The sequence below is a fragment of the Devosia sp. A449 genome, from assembly GCF_054489375.1.
Genome location: NZ_JBTMWU010000002.1, coordinates 489,501 through 506,435, shown reverse-complemented (window position 1 = coordinate 506,435; position 16,935 = coordinate 489,501). Strand labels below are relative to the sequence as shown.

General features: G+C 61.6%; 21 protein-coding genes and 1 tRNA gene. 11 read left to right on the top strand and 11 right to left on the bottom strand.

Going from position 1 to position 16,935, the window contains the following annotated elements:
* Positions 1-15: 15 nt before the first annotated feature.
* A complete protein-coding gene (locus ACX3OW_RS08350) occupies positions 16-894 on the top strand; it encodes a LysR family transcriptional regulator (RefSeq protein WP_459095290.1) in 879 nt (292 codons plus the stop codon).
* 171 nt (positions 895-1,065) lie between these two features.
* On the opposite strand, the gene ACX3OW_RS08345 is transcribed toward ACX3OW_RS08350, so the two are convergent.
* Positions 1,066-2,298: a hypothetical protein gene (locus ACX3OW_RS08345; RefSeq protein ID WP_459095289.1), complete on the bottom strand. Its 1,233-nt coding sequence runs from the start codon at positions 2,296-2,298 to the stop codon at positions 1,066-1,068.
* A 211-nt stretch (positions 2,299-2,509) separates the two neighbouring features.
* Here ACX3OW_RS08345 and ACX3OW_RS08340 point away from each other — a divergent pair, with 211 nt between their 5' ends.
* The 3 genes from ACX3OW_RS08340 (at position 2,510) to ACX3OW_RS08330 (ending at position 4,495) form a co-directional block, all read left to right on the top strand.
* The gene (locus ACX3OW_RS08340) at positions 2,510-2,776 is read left to right on the top strand and encodes a metal-sensing transcriptional repressor (RefSeq protein WP_459095288.1); all 267 of its coding nucleotides are present in this window, start codon (positions 2,510-2,512) and stop codon (positions 2,774-2,776) included.
* Positions 2,777-2,785: 9 nt separating this feature from the next.
* Complete coding sequence (gene dmeF, locus ACX3OW_RS08335; protein WP_459095287.1) at positions 2,786-3,784, top strand: CDF family Co(II)/Ni(II) efflux transporter DmeF; 999 nt, start codon at positions 2,786-2,788, stop codon at positions 3,782-3,784.
* A 237-nt stretch (positions 3,785-4,021) separates the two neighbouring features.
* Entirely contained in the window at positions 4,022-4,495 is a 474-nt protein-coding gene (locus ACX3OW_RS08330; RefSeq protein ID WP_459095286.1) for a hypothetical protein, read from the top strand.
* 71 nt (positions 4,496-4,566) lie between these two features.
* On the opposite strand, the gene ACX3OW_RS08325 is transcribed toward ACX3OW_RS08330, so the two are convergent.
* Positions 4,567-5,202 (bottom strand): recombinase family protein, encoded by a 636-nt coding sequence (locus tag ACX3OW_RS08325; protein ID WP_459095285.1) that lies wholly within the window; start codon positions 5,200-5,202, stop codon positions 4,567-4,569.
* Between the two features lie 265 nt (positions 5,203-5,467).
* Here ACX3OW_RS08325 and ACX3OW_RS08320 point away from each other — a divergent pair, with 265 nt between their 5' ends.
* Entirely contained in the window at positions 5,468-5,743 is a 276-nt protein-coding gene (locus tag ACX3OW_RS08320) for a hypothetical protein (RefSeq protein ID WP_459095284.1), read from the top strand.
* Positions 5,744-5,765: 22 nt separating this feature from the next.
* On the opposite strand, the gene ACX3OW_RS08315 is transcribed toward ACX3OW_RS08320, so the two are convergent.
* A complete protein-coding gene (locus ACX3OW_RS08315) occupies positions 5,766-6,236 on the bottom strand; it encodes a hypothetical protein (protein WP_459095283.1) in 471 nt (156 codons plus the stop codon).
* A gap of 95 nt (positions 6,237-6,331) precedes the next feature.
* Between ACX3OW_RS08315 and ACX3OW_RS08310 the strand changes: the two genes are divergently transcribed.
* Complete coding sequence (locus ACX3OW_RS08310; RefSeq protein WP_459095282.1) at positions 6,332-6,991, top strand: hypothetical protein; 660 nt, start codon at positions 6,332-6,334, stop codon at positions 6,989-6,991.
* A gap of 418 nt (positions 6,992-7,409) precedes the next feature.
* Here the strand turns inward: ACX3OW_RS08310 and ACX3OW_RS08305 are convergent.
* The 6 genes from ACX3OW_RS08305 to ACX3OW_RS08280 form a co-directional block, all read right to left on the bottom strand.
* Positions 7,410-8,158 (bottom strand): IS5 family transposase gene (locus ACX3OW_RS08305; protein WP_459095281.1). Its coding sequence is split into 2 segments (ribosomal slippage): positions 7,410-7,825 and positions 7,825-8,158, totalling 750 coding nucleotides; the frame shifts between segments, so codons are not numbered across the junction.
* Between the two features lie 75 nt (positions 8,159-8,233).
* Positions 8,234-8,635, bottom strand: a complete 402-nt coding sequence (locus ACX3OW_RS08300; RefSeq protein WP_459095280.1) for a site-specific integrase — start codon at positions 8,633-8,635, stop codon at positions 8,234-8,236.
* 84 nt (positions 8,636-8,719) lie between these two features.
* Complete coding sequence (locus tag ACX3OW_RS08295) at positions 8,720-9,367, bottom strand: hypothetical protein (protein WP_459095279.1); 648 nt, start codon at positions 9,365-9,367, stop codon at positions 8,720-8,722.
* Positions 9,313-9,852, bottom strand: a complete 540-nt coding sequence (locus tag ACX3OW_RS08290) for a hypothetical protein (protein ID WP_459095278.1) — start codon at positions 9,850-9,852, stop codon at positions 9,313-9,315. The genes ACX3OW_RS08295 and ACX3OW_RS08290 overlap by 55 nt, the downstream gene beginning before the upstream one ends.
* A gap of 84 nt (positions 9,853-9,936) precedes the next feature.
* Positions 9,937-10,021 (bottom strand) — tRNA-Leu (locus ACX3OW_RS08285).
* A 130-nt stretch (positions 10,022-10,151) separates the two neighbouring features.
* A complete protein-coding gene (locus ACX3OW_RS08280) occupies positions 10,152-10,385 on the bottom strand; it encodes a FliM/FliN family flagellar motor switch protein (RefSeq protein WP_459095277.1) in 234 nt (77 codons plus the stop codon).
* Positions 10,386-10,461: 76 nt separating this feature from the next.
* Between ACX3OW_RS08280 and lipB the strand changes: the two genes are divergently transcribed.
* Positions 10,462-11,220: a lipoyl(octanoyl) transferase LipB gene (gene lipB, locus ACX3OW_RS08275; RefSeq protein WP_459095276.1), complete on the top strand. Its 759-nt coding sequence runs from the start codon at positions 10,462-10,464 to the stop codon at positions 11,218-11,220.
* A gap of 30 nt (positions 11,221-11,250) precedes the next feature.
* The gene (locus ACX3OW_RS08270) at positions 11,251-11,793 is read left to right on the top strand and encodes a DUF4282 domain-containing protein (protein WP_459095275.1); all 543 of its coding nucleotides are present in this window, start codon (positions 11,251-11,253) and stop codon (positions 11,791-11,793) included.
* A 279-nt stretch (positions 11,794-12,072) separates the two neighbouring features.
* Here the strand turns inward: ACX3OW_RS08270 and ACX3OW_RS08265 are convergent, their stop codons facing one another.
* Both ACX3OW_RS08265 and ACX3OW_RS08260 read right to left on the bottom strand, forming a co-directional pair.
* Entirely contained in the window at positions 12,073-12,450 is a 378-nt protein-coding gene (locus ACX3OW_RS08265; RefSeq protein ID WP_459095274.1) for a DoxX family protein, read from the bottom strand.
* A 130-nt stretch (positions 12,451-12,580) separates the two neighbouring features.
* Positions 12,581-12,955, bottom strand: a complete 375-nt coding sequence (locus tag ACX3OW_RS08260) for a DoxX family protein (protein WP_459095273.1) — start codon at positions 12,953-12,955, stop codon at positions 12,581-12,583.
* Positions 12,956-13,159: 204 nt separating this feature from the next.
* On the opposite strand from ACX3OW_RS08260, the gene rimO reads away from it, so the two are divergent.
* The 3 genes from rimO to cysT all read left to right on the top strand — a co-directional run bounded on the left by rimO (position 13,160) and on the right by cysT (position 16,775).
* The gene (rimO, locus tag ACX3OW_RS08255) at positions 13,160-14,491 is read left to right on the top strand and encodes a 30S ribosomal protein S12 methylthiotransferase RimO (RefSeq protein ID WP_459095272.1); all 1,332 of its coding nucleotides are present in this window, start codon (positions 13,160-13,162) and stop codon (positions 14,489-14,491) included.
* A gap of 395 nt (positions 14,492-14,886) precedes the next feature.
* On the top strand, positions 14,887-15,870 hold the full coding sequence (cysP, locus tag ACX3OW_RS08250; RefSeq protein ID WP_459095271.1) for a thiosulfate ABC transporter substrate-binding protein CysP: 984 nt from the start codon (positions 14,887-14,889) through the stop codon (positions 15,868-15,870).
* A gap of 68 nt (positions 15,871-15,938) precedes the next feature.
* Complete coding sequence (gene cysT, locus ACX3OW_RS08245) at positions 15,939-16,775, top strand: sulfate ABC transporter permease subunit CysT (protein WP_459095270.1); 837 nt, start codon at positions 15,939-15,941, stop codon at positions 16,773-16,775.
* The last annotated feature ends 160 nt before the right edge of the window (positions 16,776-16,935 follow it).

The following is a 16,935-nucleotide window of genomic DNA, read 5'->3' as shown; positions in this document are numbered from 1 at the left end:
AAACGAGATGGCATCATGTTCGATCTGCCGCTGCTGCGCAGCTTTGAGGCGGTGGCCAGCCTCTCCAGCTTCACCAAGGCCGGCCAGCAGCTGAACCTGACCCAGTCGGCGGTCAGCGCCCATATCCGCCGCCTCGAACAGCAGGCCGACTGCGCCCTGTTCGAGCGCAACACCCGCACAGTGACGCTCACCCCGCAAGGCCAGGCCCTGCTCGGCTACACGCGGGCGATTCTGCGGCTCAGCGAAGACGCGCTGGCCCATATGAAGGGCAGCAGCCAATTTCATCTGCGGATCGGCACTTCGGATGATCTGATGAGCACCTGGCTGCCGTCGGTGTTGCGCAAATTCCAGGACTCAAGGCTGGGCCGAACGCTGGAAATCCATATCTCCAACACCAGCACCCTGCTCGACAGCATGGCGCGCGGCGAACTCGATCTGATCGTCGGCTGCCGCTGCCGCGGCGACGAAACCGGCCGCCGCCTGTGGCAGGAGCCGCTGGTCTGGGCCTTCGCCCGCGGCGCCGCGCTGGATCAGGACCGCTCCCTCCCCCTGGCACTGTTCCCCGAGCCCTGCCCCTATCGCGATGCGGCGCTGGCCGCGCTGGCGAAGGCCGACCGGGCATGGCGCATCGCCATGGTCAGCCCCAGCCTGGGCAGCCTGACCGCCATGGCCGCCGCCGCCCTCGCCGTAACCCCGCTCAACGCCGGTTCGGTGCCGCATGCCCTGCAAATTCTCGATGCCGATGCGCAGCTCCCGGCCCTGCCCGACATCGAATTCGTCGCCCATATCCGCGACAACCTGCCGGCCGAGACGGCGCTTCTCGCCGAATCCGTCATCTCATGGATCAAGAGCAACCGCCCCACCGCCCAAAATCGCGGCCCAAACTCTCGCTAAAGCCGAAAACGAAAAAGGCCGCCCCGAAGGACGGCCTTTTTTCATGTCACCCGAAGGTGATTTGGTGCGGTCGAGAAGAAACGCAGGGTAGCGCCTCAGACCGTTGAATTTACAGGGCTTTTAGCCGCCGCGCCGAGGCCGTTTGTAGCGGCGTTTGTAGCGATGGTCAAGTTAGCCTTTGAAGTCGGCAGGGAGCATGTCCCACTTGCCCATCCTCCTGGGCACCATTCGCTTGATCACTGCCTGCTCCAACTGGCCCGGTGAGTAGCTGCGTGGATTGTTGACAGTTGGGGCGTTCTCCAAGGACCGTATGGCTTTGAGCAACTTCACATGTGTCTCGCTATCTTCAGGTGACGGCTTCCGGGCCTCCCTTCGCTTCATCCCGGCAGCTTGCCAGATACGCCAAGTTAGGAAGCTCCCGTCCTCTGGGGGTGCCGATGCAAGCCGGAATAGCCCCTCCCGCTTGTCTCGTTCGGGGAGGCCGGAAAAGTATGCGTCCAGCTTGATCAGGTCGGCCTTCAAATCGTCACCTCTGACCAGTTGTTGCGAGGTGTGCATGAACAGCTTAGCCGTGCGCCAGTGCAGCTTATCTTGCGAGACGAACACCTTGCAGAATGGCAGGTAGAACAGGTAGGCCATGTCTACCCGATTGCTTGGGCGATCTGGTGAGATCAGCAACTTTTCCACGCAGATGTGGAAGAACACCTCCAGGTGAAGGCAGTAGGCCGTGTAAGGGGCGAAGGATTTAATGGCCGGTCTGCCAGCCACAACCCATCGGTCACGAATAAGCTTGAAGACCTTCGGCGGTAACCCGAGTAGAGCAAACGCAACAGATAGCTGCTCGAACCGGATGCTCTCCGCCCCAACTACCTCCCAGGCAATGCGGTGGGCGTCTTCCAGGGTTTTGGGACGGCTCTCGATGGCAAGAGCGCGCCGGGCCAGCTTCGCCACCTCCCGATGATCGACAGCATACATTCGTTCTCGCCAGACCTTGGCAAACTCGCGCTCGACTGAATAGAACTGCCCACTTTGCCAGCGGTTGAATGCCTCAAGCTCTTCAACATCGTCGTAAATGACGCTCAGCTTGCCTTGGTCCATAACCAATCGTCCACCCATCGTGGCAGGAAACCCGTCCAGCCGGATTCGTTCGCCGAAAAGCTCTGCCAGACACAGGCTGGTGTGTTCAGCGTTCGGGTAGCTGTGCATCGAGGGTGCTTTGTTAGCGAGGTCGCTAACAATCTTTTCGGGGGGCCGCTGCCCGGGAGGCTTCTTGGATAAATCAGCCAATGCCTCGGTGATGAAAACCGGGCAAAGATTGGCAGAGAAAAGGCAGTCGAAGAGGGCCGCTTGATCGACGCTTAGCATCTCCAGGAACGACTTATCGAAAAGCGTAATCGGCCCCATGTGCTGTTATTGCTCGCTTATCGTGGCCTCACCGTCCCATCGAGGGCCTGCAGGAGGCTTGGCTTGGGGCGTTGCAGGCGGGATTGGGTGGGTCATGGGCCACCTATAGCAGCTCGGTGGCGGGTTGGCCTTGGTGGCCTCATGCTGGGCCTGTGCCAGTACCGCCCTGTGGACAATTGCCATATCCCCTCCAGGGGGATAGGTTCGGAGTATGAGCCACATCAATGACCCACAAATCCACTCCCGCCTCCGCAGAGCCGAGGGGCATCTCAGCACAGTCGTCAAGATGGTGGCGGATGGCAAAGATGGCCTCGCCATTGCTCAGCAAATGCAGGCCGTCATCAAGGCGCTAGAGAAGGCCAAGCAGCTCATCATCATCGACCATATCGACCATCACCTCAGTGACGGCAGTGACGCGCTGTCTCCAGAAGTGAAGGACAAGCTGGCCGTGTTCCGCGAAATCACGAAGTACCTATAGGACACTAAGATGGCATTCGAGACGGCCACAGCCGGGCAGCACAGCCACGTCTTTCTGGGCGATGATCACGACCGCAACGCGCGTCGAACATGGTGGGTCATTGCGCTAACCGCCGCGATGATGCTGGGGGAGATTGCTGCCGGTGCCGCGTTCGGTTCGTTGGCGTTGCTCGCTGACGGCTTCCACATGGCTACCCATGCCGGTGCCCTAACAATCGCAGCCGTGGCCTACATGTACGCTCGCCGCCATGCCGACGATGAACGCTTCACCTTTGGCACAGGCAAACTCGGTGAGCTGGCTGGCTACACCAGCGCGGTCATTCTGGCAGTCGTCGCCGTGATGATCGGATTTGAGTGTATCGTGCGGCTGACCAACCCCATAGCCATACGCTTTGATGAAGCAATTGCGGTCGCGGTGGTGGGGCTGCTGGTGAACATCGCCAGCGTCTTTCTGTTGCATGACAGCGGTCATAGCCATGACCACGGCCACGCGCACAGCCACGCTGGCTACAGTCATGCGGGTCATGCCCATGACGATCACGACCATGATCACTCGCATGACGTTTCGGCCAATGCCCCCAAGACGGCAACAACCGACTTCAACCTGCGAGCGGCCTATTTCCACGTCCTTGCAGATGCGCTGACATCGGTGCTGGCCATCGTTGGACTGGTCGCGGGGCGGAACTTCGGCTGGCTCTGGATGGACCCAGCGGTGGGTCTGCTCGGCTCCATCGTGATTGCTCGCTGGTCATGGCAGCTCCTCAGGGGTGCAGGCGCGGTGCTGCTAGATAGGGTTCCCGATGACGGGACCGCTGACCAGGTGCGAAGCGTCCTAGAGCTCGGTTCGGACGAAGTATCTGACCTGCACTTATGGCGGGTTGGTCCGGGCCACCTGGCGCTCATCGTCTCGGTGATAAGCGAGAACCCGCGACCCGCTACTTGGTACAAGGCAAAGCTTGCTTCTATCGCTGAACTCTCACACATCACGGTTGAGGTTCTCAAACGTTAGCGAGGTGCCTGGCGTTGGCCCGACCTGATCAGGTCCAGCGCACGGCAGAGATCGCAGGAGGTGCTTGATGGAGGCTTTGGCCGGGTCATGGCCCGCCTATAGCGGTCGCGGTGGCTGGTTGGCGTAGGTCATCTTCACCACGGGGAAAATCGGCATCCTCATTCCCCTCCAAACGGACGGGGCAAGCATCGTCCCTATCGGCTAGTCTGGAGGTTCGGATGTGAGGGCTAAGTGATTATGACCAAAATGAAATGGGCCACAAACGGGCTAAAAGCGGCGCTGCCAATCTTAATGCTAACCGCCTGCGCCCCAGAAGCGGCGAACGCGCCCCCAGCTATCGAGACTGCGGCGGTGGCTGTCGGCACTGTCGTGACCAAAGCCGGGGTCTATATTCTAAAGCCGACAAGTTGCGCCTTCCACCACGAGGACGGTTTCGATGACATCGAGATCAGCGGGCCGGGCACGGCTCCAGACGGTGAGAAAATCTTCTTTGAGCTGTCCTCAACCGCCAATGAGATGACCATGGCGCTGGGTGCTGATGGCCCTTTTGACACGGTTGAGCGGCGGGTAAAGGCAGGACGTTTCGTATCGGAGGAGTTTCGCCTAGAGGTCTCAGGCAAAACCGTCTCAGCGTCCGGCATGGTGCTGGTGGACCAGAATGGCGAGCGCATTGATAGCAACGCGGCTCTCGCCGTTGAATGCGGGATATGAAGAGCCGATAGAGAAACGCGGGCAGGCATGGGAAAACCAATAGACGCCTCTCCTCTCGGAGACGCCTCAACCTACTCACCCCACGCCTGCAACACTGTCTCAGCCGCTGCCGGGTCAGCCTTAATCCGCAAAACCGTCTGCCGGGTGAGCCCTGAGGCGCGGGCAATATCACTGGTGCCAGCAGTCCCGGTGCTGATCATGTCCACCACGATGTCTAGCGCCTTGCGGTCATAGCTGGGCTTGCGCCCGAGATATGCTTTGCCGTCTGCCTTTGCCGCGTCGATACCGGCCCGCTGGCTGGCTTTGGTGGCCTCATGCTGGGCCTGTGCCGTTGCAGCCATGAAGCCTACCAGCGCGTCCCGCACGGCCATCTGGATAGGGTCTGTGGTGGCCCCGTCAAAGGTCATATTGTTGATCACCGTCCTGATGATCACGCCCCGGCCCATGAACTCCCGAATGGCCTCGGTGACATCCTGATAGTTCCGCCCCAAGCGGTCCACCCAGCGCACCACCAGCGTGTCGCCACGGCGCAGCATGTCGTACAGGCGCTTGCCTTCGGGGCGCTCCCGCAGCGTTGTGGAGACGCCTGAGACGCCATCATCAGCCAGCACGTGGTCAATGACGAACCCGGCCTGTTCGGCTTGGGTCTGCTGATGGCCGATGGTCTGGTCCGTGGTGGAGACGCGGGCATAGAGAATGGTGGTCATGGGAACTCCGGCGCATGTACGTAACGGTATTGTCCGTTAAAATGCATGTCCGTAAATCGAAGTCAACCCTTGCGTACATCTTGCCGGTGGGAATGCATCCTGTACGCAGGGCTATACCCTAAAGGACGATAACGCGATGCACCTAGGCCGCCCAGCCCTCTCGCTGATGCTGGATCACAATCGGGGAAAATAGGTCGCCTCGACTGAATTCTGACATGATCGTCCTGTAGCTTCTTCCACCTTATCTACATGATCGGAACACCAGATGCGCAAGACCCTCATCGCAGGGCTTGTTGTGGGCGTTGCGTTCTCTCACAGCGGGTTCTCTCAAGCACAATCGATCACAGTGCCGTTTTCGCCAACTCAAGAGGCCGCATTTTGTGCCGCCAATGGCACCGGAGGCTTGACCAACATCGACCTCCGTTTGCCGACCGGCGCGCACCTCATTGCGGTAGTTGACTGCTCGCCACCAGCACTTACAAGCGCCAGCAGTAGCGGTGAAGGCGTGCCCGATCTTGCGGCGCACGTTGGGGGGCGGTGAGGTCAGTCCTCGCTTAGCCCACTTAGTCCGCCCAAACCTCCCAATGCGCCCCTGCGAACGCATCCTTAGCCTTCTCCAGCGGCGCTACAGCCTCTCCAGCAGCCTCCACTGGCATCGCCTTGCGCGGCCTCACAGACTTACCGATAGCCTCAGCCAGCCTTGCTGCCATCACCCTGCCTTTCGTCAGGTGCATGGCGTGGGCACGAGTGTTGACCGGGTCCAGCGTCTTGACCACCAAGCCCGGCCCCGGTTCGCCAGCCTTCCCCTCTTTGGTCAGCATGGTGATGTTGCGGGAGATGGCAGACTGGCTCAGTCCCGTTCTCTTGCACAGCTCCGCTGCGCGGATGCCTTTCCGCTGGGCAATCATGAGGAAGACCAGCGGAACTTGTATTGGCATCTCAACCCGAAGCCCCCTGAACAGCTCTAGGGCCGCTTCAAGCGCCGCTAGTGATGAGCGAGTAGAGAGCAGAACTGGTGCTGAGGCTGGCTGCAATCATCGTCTCCCTTGATATTTCCACAAGGAAATCAGGGACTTATTGCGCGGTCAACAGCTAGTTTTGGCGGGTCATGGGGCCGAGGGGGTATCGCGTGGCTGACGATCTGATCTTAACGGCTCGGATTTTTGCGGCTAAACATTCTGATATGGGACACAAGAAAGATCGTTGGTGGCGTAGCGTGCCGTGGGGCTGGGTCTCGGTAACCGCCTATATAACCGGCTTGGCGTGCGTCGCGTTGTCTGAGGTCACAAGCCCGACCACCGCAATCAGCTTCGTCAAAGATTACCAGACCCTGTTGGCGGGCGTGGCTACCATCGCCGCGTTGCTGATCGCGGTTCAGCAGCTCAAGCGCCAAGGCGACCGAGATGTGGTGGATGCAGTGCGCCACTACGAGGCCGAAATCGACGCCATGCAGGCGCTCGACAAAGAGGCCCGCAGGTTGTCAAACAGAACCACAGGATTAGGTTCGATATACGCCCCCGACGAAATCGTCTTGGAAAGGGAGCGTTGGGACCGGCTGCAACACGGGGCTCACGTCTCGTTGTCCGGCGCGATAGCCCAATTGCTGGCGACCGTTGACGCGCACAACAACCTCATCCCGGAGCCCTTTGGAATGGGCTGGATGGGCGGGCATGATAATCGTCAGTTAATGGTTGCAAGGCAGGAGGTCCAATACGCCTGCATTGCGCTGATGGCTGACATCGAGCAGCGCCGGAAGCTCGTACTGCAACTGATCACGGCTACCAGCTAGGCCAGCACGAACTTTAAGGCTCATACCCCCGGCGTCATACCTACGTGCGTCCAAGGCACGTTGCGCTGTTCGCTGCTGTCGAGCCGTACGTAGGCCCGCTCCGGCGCTCCAATGTCGAGGCCCAGAACGTCCATACCCGCGAACCACGGCCCAACCCCCGTACAAGATTTGGGGGTACATCAGACGCACGTATGCCGTGCAAAGGCCCTGTCTCGGTGTTCACCAGTCGAAGCTCAAGCTCTCCGAACCAGAAGGACGCCAGCCCCTGCGCCGATAGGGCGGAGGGTGCCAGCGGCTGCCTCAGCTCGGCTTCCATCTCGTTGAAGCGGTTGCGGGGCCGGTCCATGCTGAGGCGTTAGGCCGTCCAATTTTGGACCGCCTGCGCAAACCAGTGCGCCAATGATGCGGGGGTATCAACTTACCAGAGGATGACGGCTGCGATTGCGACCGCGGAAGCGAAGTTGACGGCGAGCTTGTCATATCGCGTGGCGATCCGCCGCCAGTCTTTGAGACGGCAGAAGGCACGCTCGATAAGGTTGCGGCCGACATAGGCTGCCGCATCATGTGGAATGGGCCTTTTGCGGGATCGGGTTGAAGGGATCACCGCTTCGGTCGCGCTGGCTGCCAGGCGTGCTCGCAAGCTGTTGGCATCATAACCCTTGTCGGCCAGCAGCCGGGTCGGTGGTGGCACCTTGTCGAGCAGCGCCGGCGCTGCCGAGATATCGGCGTCGTTGCCGGGGCCGAGCAGGAAGGCCACGGTCCGCCCGCACCCATCGGTCAGGGCATGGATTTTCGTGGTTGGCCCGCCACGCGAGCGCCCGACGGCCTGAACTTTCGCCCCCCTTTTCCACCATGTGCCGAGCGGTGGGCACGCACGGCGGTGCTGTCGATGCTCAGATCATCGGGCAGGCCCGCCTGCGCCGACAGGATAGTGAAGATACGTGTCCACAGGCCGCGACGGCTCCACCGGCTGAAGCGATTGTAGATCGTGGTCGAAGGACCATAGTCAGGTGGACAATCCTGCCAGCGGCACCCCACCCGCAGGACGTGAATGATCCCGCTGATCACCCGGCGATCATCCACCCGCCGCGCGCCGGGCTGGTTCATCGGCAACAGTGGCTCAATTGCAGCCCAGGAGTCGTCGGAAAGCCAAAATCCTGCAGACATCACCATCTCCCCGCAAACTACGGGCAGTGAATCAGAGGAAACAAACCAATTCAATAGCTTGATCGGGTTTGGACCCTAGGGGGTGTCCACTGGATAGCGAGGGAAGACCTTGATGGCCTCGGCCAAATCCTCGACGGTCGGCAGCTCATAGATCGCCCCGACATGGCCAGCGGTGTGACCACAGAAGGCGTCACGGATGCGCTGCTCAATTTTGGCGCGGGCAGCACGGCGCTTGAACGTATGCCGCCAAGCGTGGTTCGGGCTAACGCCCCTATCGGTAACGCCGAGCTTACGGACCCAATCTGCCAGCTTCTGCCGAAGCAGCACGTACATAGGCCGCACGGGGTTCAGCGGGTCATCTGCCTTGCCAGTTAAACGGCTGCCGCCTGCCTTCGGGTCGCAGAACAGTGGCCCCCTGCCCGAACGGGTGACGAAATCGACAAACCCCTGCTCTATCAGATGGTCATGCAGCGCCACTGTACGGGCCACCGAGCCCTTCACAGTCCAGCCTCAGGGCTAATGCGGAGCGTCCAGAAGCCATCACGATGCTGCTCGACATCTTCACGGCGAAGCTGGGTCATCTCCCCAGGCCTTGCCCCGGTATAAGCGCAGAGCCACGGCACCCACCGCACGACTGCGCTGTAGTATGGCGATGTTCTGGCGCTGAGGGGGATGAGCGTTGCCGCAAGGATGGCTTGAACAATCCTCATCGGAGAACTCCGTCTTGGTCGGGCCAGACTTAGCCACCGCAACCTTGACGCCATCGAACGGGTTGCTGGCGATTTTCTTCTGCGTCTTCACCCAATTGAAGATGCCACGGGCCGCTGTGAGCCAGACCTCGTTGATGGTGCGACCGCTGGCCTTACCGGCCACCAGCTTGTCTTTCCATGCAACCGCATCGTCATCGGTCACCAGCGCCACGTCACGCTCATCCAAGAACTTGTTGAGATGATCGAGGACACCGCTCCAGCGATTGGCGGTCGCCGCTGCGGGCTTTCGTTCAGCCACCCACGCCCCAAACGCTTCCCAAGCGTTCATGCCCGCCAGTTTGACATTGCTGGGCACCACCGGCTTGTCATCGGGAAGCCGTTGCCTGTGCTGGTCGGGAGAGTAGTCACCACCAGCCTGCCGCCTCAGCAGGGCCATGGCAGCGACTAGATGGGGCTCCAGCGCATCCAGCAGCACCGCATGGCTGACGCTATCGAGCAACGTGGCTTCCTGCGCCAAAAATGAGGACAGCCGGGACAACTCGGTGACCTTGGCCAGAACACGCGGGCGATACCATGCTGGTGGTTCCCGCTCGTCACCTCGTCAATACCGAACGCTTCCAGCGCGCTCCGGTACCGCTCAAGCTGGTGGTCCCAGACCTCGACGGGCTGCGGGTGATCTTCATGCCGGGCAATGAACCAGTCATACCAGCGCCCCACCAGCGCGTGTGCCTGCCGCTGAGTAAGGTGCTGTGGCTCCCCGGCCCGTGCCGAACGCAGCGACTCGATTCGCCCCTCAACCTCCGCCACCCATTCGGCGAACGCGAACTTGGCCTGTCCTGTGGATAAACCGGAACGGCGAAAGCGAACTTCCTGCCGAACGCCATAGGCGCGCTGATAGGCATCCCGCACATCGGGTGGTATCGCCTTGCGGGCGAACCAGTCGCCGTTGTTTGCCTTGGTGAGGTTTGGCATGAGGATGGCCACTTGTAGCGCCCTTTGTAGTGGGCGGGCGGCTACAAGTGCCTATAATCCTTCAACTCTTTGGCCCATTCCAAGAATGGGAGAGTTTGGTGCGGTCGAGAAGACTCGAACTTCCACGTCTTGCGACACAGCGACCTCAACGCTGCGCGTCTACCAATTCCGCCACGACCGCACGCTTGGTAGAGCTTGGCCCGAGGGCCGAAGCGAGTGGGGATGTAGCAAAGGTCTCCCCTAACCTCAAGCGTTTAAATCAGCTTTCGCCTACGCCGGTGTGCAGAACTTTCGCTGCGCCCCGCTCCGCCCTAGCCGCGCCGGAAAATCTTCTCCGAAATCAGCACGCGCAGATGCCCGTCCTCGACACTTACTTCGCCATGGGCGATGAGCGTATTATTGGCATAGATGTTCAGCGGATCATTCTCGCTGGCATCCAGCTCGATCACCGCGCCACGGCCCATGCGCAGCAAATGGTGGATCGGCATCGTCGTCGCGCCAAGCTCGACGGTGATGTCCACTTCAATATCGGCTAATGTGTCCATAGATAGATAAAAAACCCGTCCCGGCCGATCATGCGGCCGCTGAATCTGATGCAGCAATTCTCCGGCAGGCATAGTTATGGAAGCGTTAACAGGCAACGGCGCGAACAGCGAAATCAGTAACAAACTGGCACGCATCGACGCTCGCCCGGTGCAATGGATCATTTCGGCGGTCCCCGTGCCCTATGAGCTGGCGCTCGCCACCATGCGCGCCCGCGCCGCCGCCATCGCCGCTGGTGAGGCCGAGGAAGCCATCTGGCTGCTCGAACACCCCCCGCTTTACACCGCCGGAACCTCGGCCGTGGCCGGCGACCTGCTGTCCGATCGCTTCCCGGTCTATGATGCCGGGCGTGGCGGGCAATATACCTATCATGGCCCCGGCCAGCGCGTGGCCTATGTCATGCTCGACCTGACCCAGCGCGGCCGCGATATCCGCCAGCTGGTGCAGGGGCTGGAAGGCTGGGTCATCGATACACTGGCCGCCCACAATATAGTCGGCGAGCGCCGCGACGGCCGCATCGGCGTCTGGGTAAAGCGCCCCGACAAGGGCGTGCTCAAGGAAGACAAGATCGCCGCCATCGGCGTGCGCGTCTCCAAATGGGTGAGCTTTCACGGCATTTCGCTCAATGTCAGCCCCGATCTCAGCCACTATGACGGCATCGTGCCCTGCGGCATCACCGATCAGGGCGTCACCAGCTTTGAGGATCTCGGGCAATTGGTCAGCCTGCCGGAGGTGGATTCGGTGCTGCGCGCCGCCTTCGAGCAACGCTTTGGCCCCACCACCGTTGCGTCAGAGGAAAGTCTTGTCAGCACCGGCGCAGCTAGCCAAGTTGCATAACACCCGAATCGCCCCCTGGAGGACGACCCCATGACCCTGGATGACCTCAAGCGCCTGTTTACCAGGCAAACCCTGTTCCGGCTCGACGCCATCCTGTCGCCGCGGCTGGTGCCCATCCTCTATGCGCTGGGCCTCGCCGCCATCCTGCTCTGGGCCATCAGCCATCTGTTCTGGAGTTTTGGCTTCGGCTTCGGCAACGGGCTGTGGGGCGTGCTGGAGATCGTCGTCTTCGGCCTGCTGTCGCTGGTCGGGCTGCGCATCGCCTGCGAGGCGCTGCTGGTGTGGTTCAAGGCGCATGAGTCGAGCGGGGAAACCGTCAACCGCTCGCGCTTCTCGGCCTCGCTGCTCGATGAGGTGCGCGACGCCATCCGCGATCTCGCCGAGGAAGGCGAAGATATCGACTATGCCGAGGCCGACGAATACATCACCCCGGCCACCGAACCCGCCCCCTATGTGCCGCCCGCCGGCAGCAGCGCCAGCGCCAGCGACGGCCTGCGCAGCCCGGCCACCGCCTCGGGCGAAGTGTTCAAGCCCCGCCGCACCGCCAAGCGCACGCCGCCGGGCAAGGAATAAGGCCTGAGGCCCAGCCACATCCTCGATGTCATCCCGGCTTTGAGCCGGGACCCATCCTGAGATCTCGAGTTGGGACCCGGCTCAAATCCGGGGTGATTCGGTGAACGGGATTACAAAAAAACCCGCCGAACCAATGCGTTCGGCGGGTTTTTCGATTCATTCTGGCAGCACCACCGCCCGTCACCCTCGGGCTTGACCCGAGGGCTCTACACTTTCCGACAGCAGCATAAGTTCAGTCCCCTCGGGTCAAGCCCGAGGGTGACGATTGCGTTGCGCTGCTTAGCGCTTGTTGACGCTCCAGGTGCCTGGGCCGGCGAACACCAGATACAAAAACACGAAGCAGAACAGGATGGCGGTTTCGCCGTAATTCTCGATCGGCAGCAGGCTCATCGGCGCATGCGCCATCCAATAGGCCACCGCCATCATGCCCGAAGCGATGAAGGCCACCGGGCGGGTGAACAACCCGATGGCGATCAGCACCCCAGCGATCACTTCGATCAGCCCGGCCACCTGCATCAGCCCGCCCGGAAAGGCGAAGTCCGGCATGGCGGGGAAATTGAACAGCTTCTGCGTGCCATGAGCCAGAAACAGCAGCGCGGTGACGATGCGCAGCACAGCGAGGGCCTGCGGCCGATAGGCGGAAAGGCGATCGAACATTAGTGAGAACTCATGGTTGGAATGGCGCCACCTATTTGACGCTGCAAAACCCTACTATCCCAATCCGTTACCGGTCGGAAAGTGACCAATCTCGACCGCACTGTTCGCTGCCGCGCAACGTCGGCCCACTTTAGCGCTGGTTGAAGCTCCAGGCTCCCGGACCAGCAAACACCAGATTGAGGAAGATGAAGCAGAACAGGATGGCCCCGCCGCCCAGATTGCCGGATGGCCAGAAGCCCATCGGGGCATGGCCCATCCAATAGGCGACGGCCATGAAGCCGCACAGCACGAAGGCCACCGGACGGGTGAAAAACCCCACCAGCAGCAGCAAGCCGCCGACAAATTCGAGAATCCCGGCGACCAGCAGCAGCCCCTCGACCGGCATCGGGAACGGTGTTGGGAAGCCGAACAGCTTCTGGCTGCCGCTTTCGACAAACAGCAACGCGGTGACGATACGCAGCACGGACAGGGCCTGCGGCGCGTAGCTGGAGAGACGATCGAACATTGTTGGCTCCTCCTCGTTCAGGTCAAAAGGCGCCATCGCCGTGACGGGCCTTATCCTCGCGACGTTCGGATCGGCACAATTTCGACACGCCGCACCTGCGCGCAGACCTGCCCCGCATTCTCCGGCGGGTCAGTCACATTGCGTAACTGTCAATTTTTCTATATGACGCGGCCAACATTTCCCACATTGGAACTCAAAGCTCACATGAGCCAAGCGCCAAAAATTGGCCTCGTCAGCCTCGGCTGCCCGAAGGCCCTCGTCGATAGCGAACGCATCATGTCGACGCTCCGCTCGCAGGGCTATGCCTTCAGCCGCGACTATGCCGGTGCCGATATCGTGCTGGTCAACACCTGCGGCTTCCTCGATTCCGCCAAGCAGGAATCGCTCGAAGCCATCGGCGAAGCCCTCAACGAAAACGGCCGCGTCATCGTCACCGGTTGCCTGGGCGTCGAAGAAGAGCTGATCCGCAAGACCCACCCGTCGGTGCTCGCCATCTCCGGCCCGCATCAATACGAAAACGTGGTCAACGCGGTGCATAAGCATCTGCCGCCGGTGCCGAACAAGTTTGTCGACCTGGTGCCCGAACAGGGCCTCAAGCTGACCCCGCGCCACTACGCCTATCTCAAGATTTCCGAAGGCTGCAACAATCGCTGCTCTTTCTGCATCATCCCGCAGATTCGTGGCGACCTGGCTTCGCGTCCGGCCGCCGGCATTCTCGGCGAAGCCGAAGGCCTGATCCGTTCGGGCGTCAAGGAGCTGCTGGTCATCTCCCAGGACACCAGCGCCTATGGCCTCGACATCAAATATGCCGAGAGCAATTATCGCGGCCGTCCGGTCAAGGCGAAGTTCTATGACCTCGCCAAGGAACTCGGCCAGCTCGGCGCCTGGGTCCGCCTGCATTATGTCTACCCCTACCCGCATGTCGATCAGGTGATGGAGCTGATGGCCGAAGGCCTGGTGCTGCCCTATCTGGACATTCCGTTCCAGCACGCCTCGCCGAAGATCCTCAAGGCGATGCGCCGCCCGGCCCATCAGGAAAAGACGCTGAATCGAATTCTCGACTGGCGTCGCCAAGTCCCTGATCTGACAGTGCGTTCCAACTTCATCGTCGGCTTCCCCGGCGAGACCGAAGAAGATTTCGAGATCATGCTCGACTTCATCGAAGAGGCCGAAATCGACCGCGCCGGCTGCTTTAAATACGAGCCCGTCACCGGCGCCCCGGCCAATGAGCTGGAAGGCATCGTGCCCGACGACGTGATGCAGGACCGTTTCGAACGCCTGATGGAAGTGGCGCAGCACGTCTCCACCGGCCAGCTGGCGAAAAAAGTCGGCCGCACCATTCAGGTGCTGGTCGATGACGTGCAGCCCGAAGCCAACCGCGCCATCGCCCGCTCCAAGTGGGACGCCCCGGAAATCGACGGCCAGGTGATCATCGACAACGCCACCGGCATCAAGCCCGGTGACATGCTCGACGTGCTGGTCACCGACAGCGACGAATACGACCTGTTCGCCGAGCCGGTAAAAGCGGTGCACTGACAGCGGCCTAGGGCCTGCTTCGGAATCAAAACAAAAGGCGTCGCGCAAGCGGCGCCTTTTGTTTTGCGGCCAACTTGTTTGCCAGATGGCATCCCCATCCACGGTGTCACCCCGGCCTCGAGCCGGGGCCCATCCTGAGATGGGCGATCACACCACGACCTTGCGGCTGTCGCAGATCTCGAGATGGGTCCCGGCTCAAGGCCGGGATGACATCCAGTGTGACCCTCCCCCCAGAACAAAAATCCCCTCCACCGCCCCCACCGCGCAACGCCATTGCCGTCGCTGCCCCGCCCGTAAATTACTCATCCAGAACAGGGTTTTACCGCTGGACGCCGCGCTGAACCCCATTGCATCAAGCTGGCAACGTCCCTCCTCCTCGTTGGAAACCAGCGTCCATGAACAAGCTTCTCGTCCTCGCCGCCGCGACGATTGCCCTCGGTTCGGCCCCGGCTTTTGCCCAGCCCACCGATATCCTCAATGCCTCCTATGATATCGCCCGCGAGCTGTTCGAGGCCGAGAACACCGCATATGCCGCGTCGGGCGCCACCGTCACCGTCAACCAGTCGCATGCCGGAACCTCGACCCAGGCCCGCGCCATTCTCGAAGGCCTCGCGGCGGACGTCGTGACCTTCAATCAGGTCACCGATATCGACAAGCTGGTGCAGGGCGGCTTCGTCGCGGCCGATTGGGCCAGCCAGTTCCCCAACAATGCCTCGCCGATCTATTCCTTCCCGGCCTTCCTCGTCCGCGCCGGCAATCCCAAGAACATCACCGACTGGGGCGATCTGGCCGCCGATGGCGTGCAGGTGATTTTCCCCAATCCCAAGACCTCCGGCAATGGCCGCTACACCTATCTGGCCGCCCGCGCCTGGGCGACTGAGGAATATGCCGGCGACGAAGCCAAGGTGGAAGAATTCCTCACCAAGTTGTTCGCCAACGTGCCGGTGTTCGAGACCGGTGGCCGCGCCGCCACCACCGCCTTTACCGAGCGTGAGCTGGGCGACGTGCTGATCAGCTTTGAGGCCGAAGTGCTGTCCGTGCGCCACCAGCTCGGCGCCGACAATTACCAGGCCGTCATTCCTTCGGTGAGCTTCCTCTCCGAATTCCCGGTCGCCATTGTCGACAAGGTGGTCGATGCCCGCGGCAGCCGTGAGCAGGCCAAGGCCTATCTCGACTTCCTGTTCAGCCCCGCCGGCCAGGAAGTCGCCGCATCCAATTTCCACCGCGTGCAGGACGCCGATGTCGCCGCCGCCCACGCCGCCGACTTCCCCGAGATTCGTCTGGTGACCGTGGAAGACGCCTTTGGCGGCTGGGAAAAGGTCGCCGCCGAACATTTCGCCGATGGCGGGTTGCTCGATCGGGTGTTCCTCAACCAGTAAGCGGTCGAGACATTACTGAATTTTGCGGCGTGGCGCCCAGCCACGCCGTTCGCGCTTGAGGGGCAGACATGAGCAAACGACGCAGCAAGCATCTCCTGCCCGGGTTCGGGCTGACGCTGGGCGTCTCCATGCTCTATCTCACCATCATCGTGGCGCTGCCGCTGCTGGCCATGCTGCTCAAGGTCAGCGGCATGGGCTGGCCCGAATTCTGGCGCATCGTCGCCTCCAACCGCTCGCTGGCGGCCTATCGCATCACCTTCAGCTCTGCCCTGGCGGCCACCGTGCTCAACGGCGCCTTCGGCCTGCTGCTGGCCTGGGTGCTCACCCGCTACAGCTTCCCCGGCAAACGCATCCTCGATGCACTGGTCGACCTGCCCTTTGCCCTGCCCACCGCCGTCGCCGGGCTGGTGCTGGTCACCCTGTTCGCCAAGACCGGCTGGTATGGCCAGTTCCTCGAGCCCAACGGGCTCAAGGTCAATTACACCCAGTTCGGCATCATCGCCGCCATGACCTTCACTTCGATTCCCTTCGTCGTCCGCACCATCCAGCCGGTGCTAGAAGACGTGCATGTCGATCTCGAAGAGGCCGCCCGCACTTTGGGCGCCACCCGCTTTCAGGTGTTCGCCCGCGTCATCTGGCCCACCATCCTGCCCGCCTTCATGGCCGGCTGCGTCCTGTCCTTCGCCCGCTCGCTGGGCGAATTCGGCGCCGTGGTGTTCATCGCCGGCAATCTGCCCGGCCTCACCGAAATCGTCTCGCTGCTGATTTTCATCCGGCTCGACGAATACAACTACGAGGCCGCCGCCGCTCTGGCCTTCGTGCTGCTGCTCGCGGCCTTCCTCACGCTGCTGCTGACCAATGCCCTGCAAGCCTGGCAGCTGCGCTACATGAATCGGAGCCGCTGATGAGCACGCTGCCGCAACACGCTCCATACGGTCCCCTCCCCCTTGAGGGGAGGGCTAGGGTGGGGGTGTCGGCCGATCAGCATACTCGCCCCGCCCCGTCAGGCACCGCCAACGACACCCCCACCCCTAACCCCTCCCCTCAAGGGGGAGGGGAACACCA

What these genes read in the sequence shown, in the direction of transcription:
- ACX3OW_RS08350 (WP_459095290.1), top strand. Translation starts at nt 16, where the DNA reads ATGTTCGATCTGCCGCTGCTGCGCAGCTTTGAGGCGGTGGCCAGCCTC.
- ACX3OW_RS08345 (WP_459095289.1), bottom strand. Translation starts at nt 2,298, where the DNA reads ATGGGGCCGATTACGCTTTTCGATAAGTCGTTCCTGGAGATGCTAAGC.
- ACX3OW_RS08340 (WP_459095288.1), top strand. Translation starts at nt 2,510, where the DNA reads ATGAGCCACATCAATGACCCACAAATCCACTCCCGCCTCCGCAGAGCC.
- dmeF (WP_459095287.1), top strand. Translation starts at nt 2,786, where the DNA reads ATGGCATTCGAGACGGCCACAGCCGGGCAGCACAGCCACGTCTTTCTG.
- ACX3OW_RS08330 (WP_459095286.1), top strand. Translation starts at nt 4,022, where the DNA reads ATGACCAAAATGAAATGGGCCACAAACGGGCTAAAAGCGGCGCTGCCA.
- ACX3OW_RS08325 (WP_459095285.1), bottom strand. Translation starts at nt 5,202, where the DNA reads ATGACCACCATTCTCTATGCCCGCGTCTCCACCACGGACCAGACCATC.
- ACX3OW_RS08320 (WP_459095284.1), top strand. Translation starts at nt 5,468, where the DNA reads ATGCGCAAGACCCTCATCGCAGGGCTTGTTGTGGGCGTTGCGTTCTCT.
- ACX3OW_RS08280 (WP_459095277.1), bottom strand. Translation starts at nt 10,385, where the DNA reads ATGGACACATTAGCCGATATTGAAGTGGACATCACCGTCGAGCTTGGC.
- lipB (WP_459095276.1), top strand. Translation starts at nt 10,462, where the DNA reads ATGGAAGCGTTAACAGGCAACGGCGCGAACAGCGAAATCAGTAACAAA.
- ACX3OW_RS08270 (WP_459095275.1), top strand. Translation starts at nt 11,251, where the DNA reads ATGACCCTGGATGACCTCAAGCGCCTGTTTACCAGGCAAACCCTGTTC.
- ACX3OW_RS08265 (WP_459095274.1), bottom strand. Translation starts at nt 12,450, where the DNA reads ATGTTCGATCGCCTTTCCGCCTATCGGCCGCAGGCCCTCGCTGTGCTG.
- ACX3OW_RS08260 (WP_459095273.1), bottom strand. Translation starts at nt 12,955, where the DNA reads ATGTTCGATCGTCTCTCCAGCTACGCGCCGCAGGCCCTGTCCGTGCTG.
- rimO (WP_459095272.1), top strand. Translation starts at nt 13,160, where the DNA reads ATGAGCCAAGCGCCAAAAATTGGCCTCGTCAGCCTCGGCTGCCCGAAG.
- cysP (WP_459095271.1), top strand. Translation starts at nt 14,887, where the DNA reads ATGAACAAGCTTCTCGTCCTCGCCGCCGCGACGATTGCCCTCGGTTCG.
- cysT (WP_459095270.1), top strand. Translation starts at nt 15,939, where the DNA reads ATGAGCAAACGACGCAGCAAGCATCTCCTGCCCGGGTTCGGGCTGACG.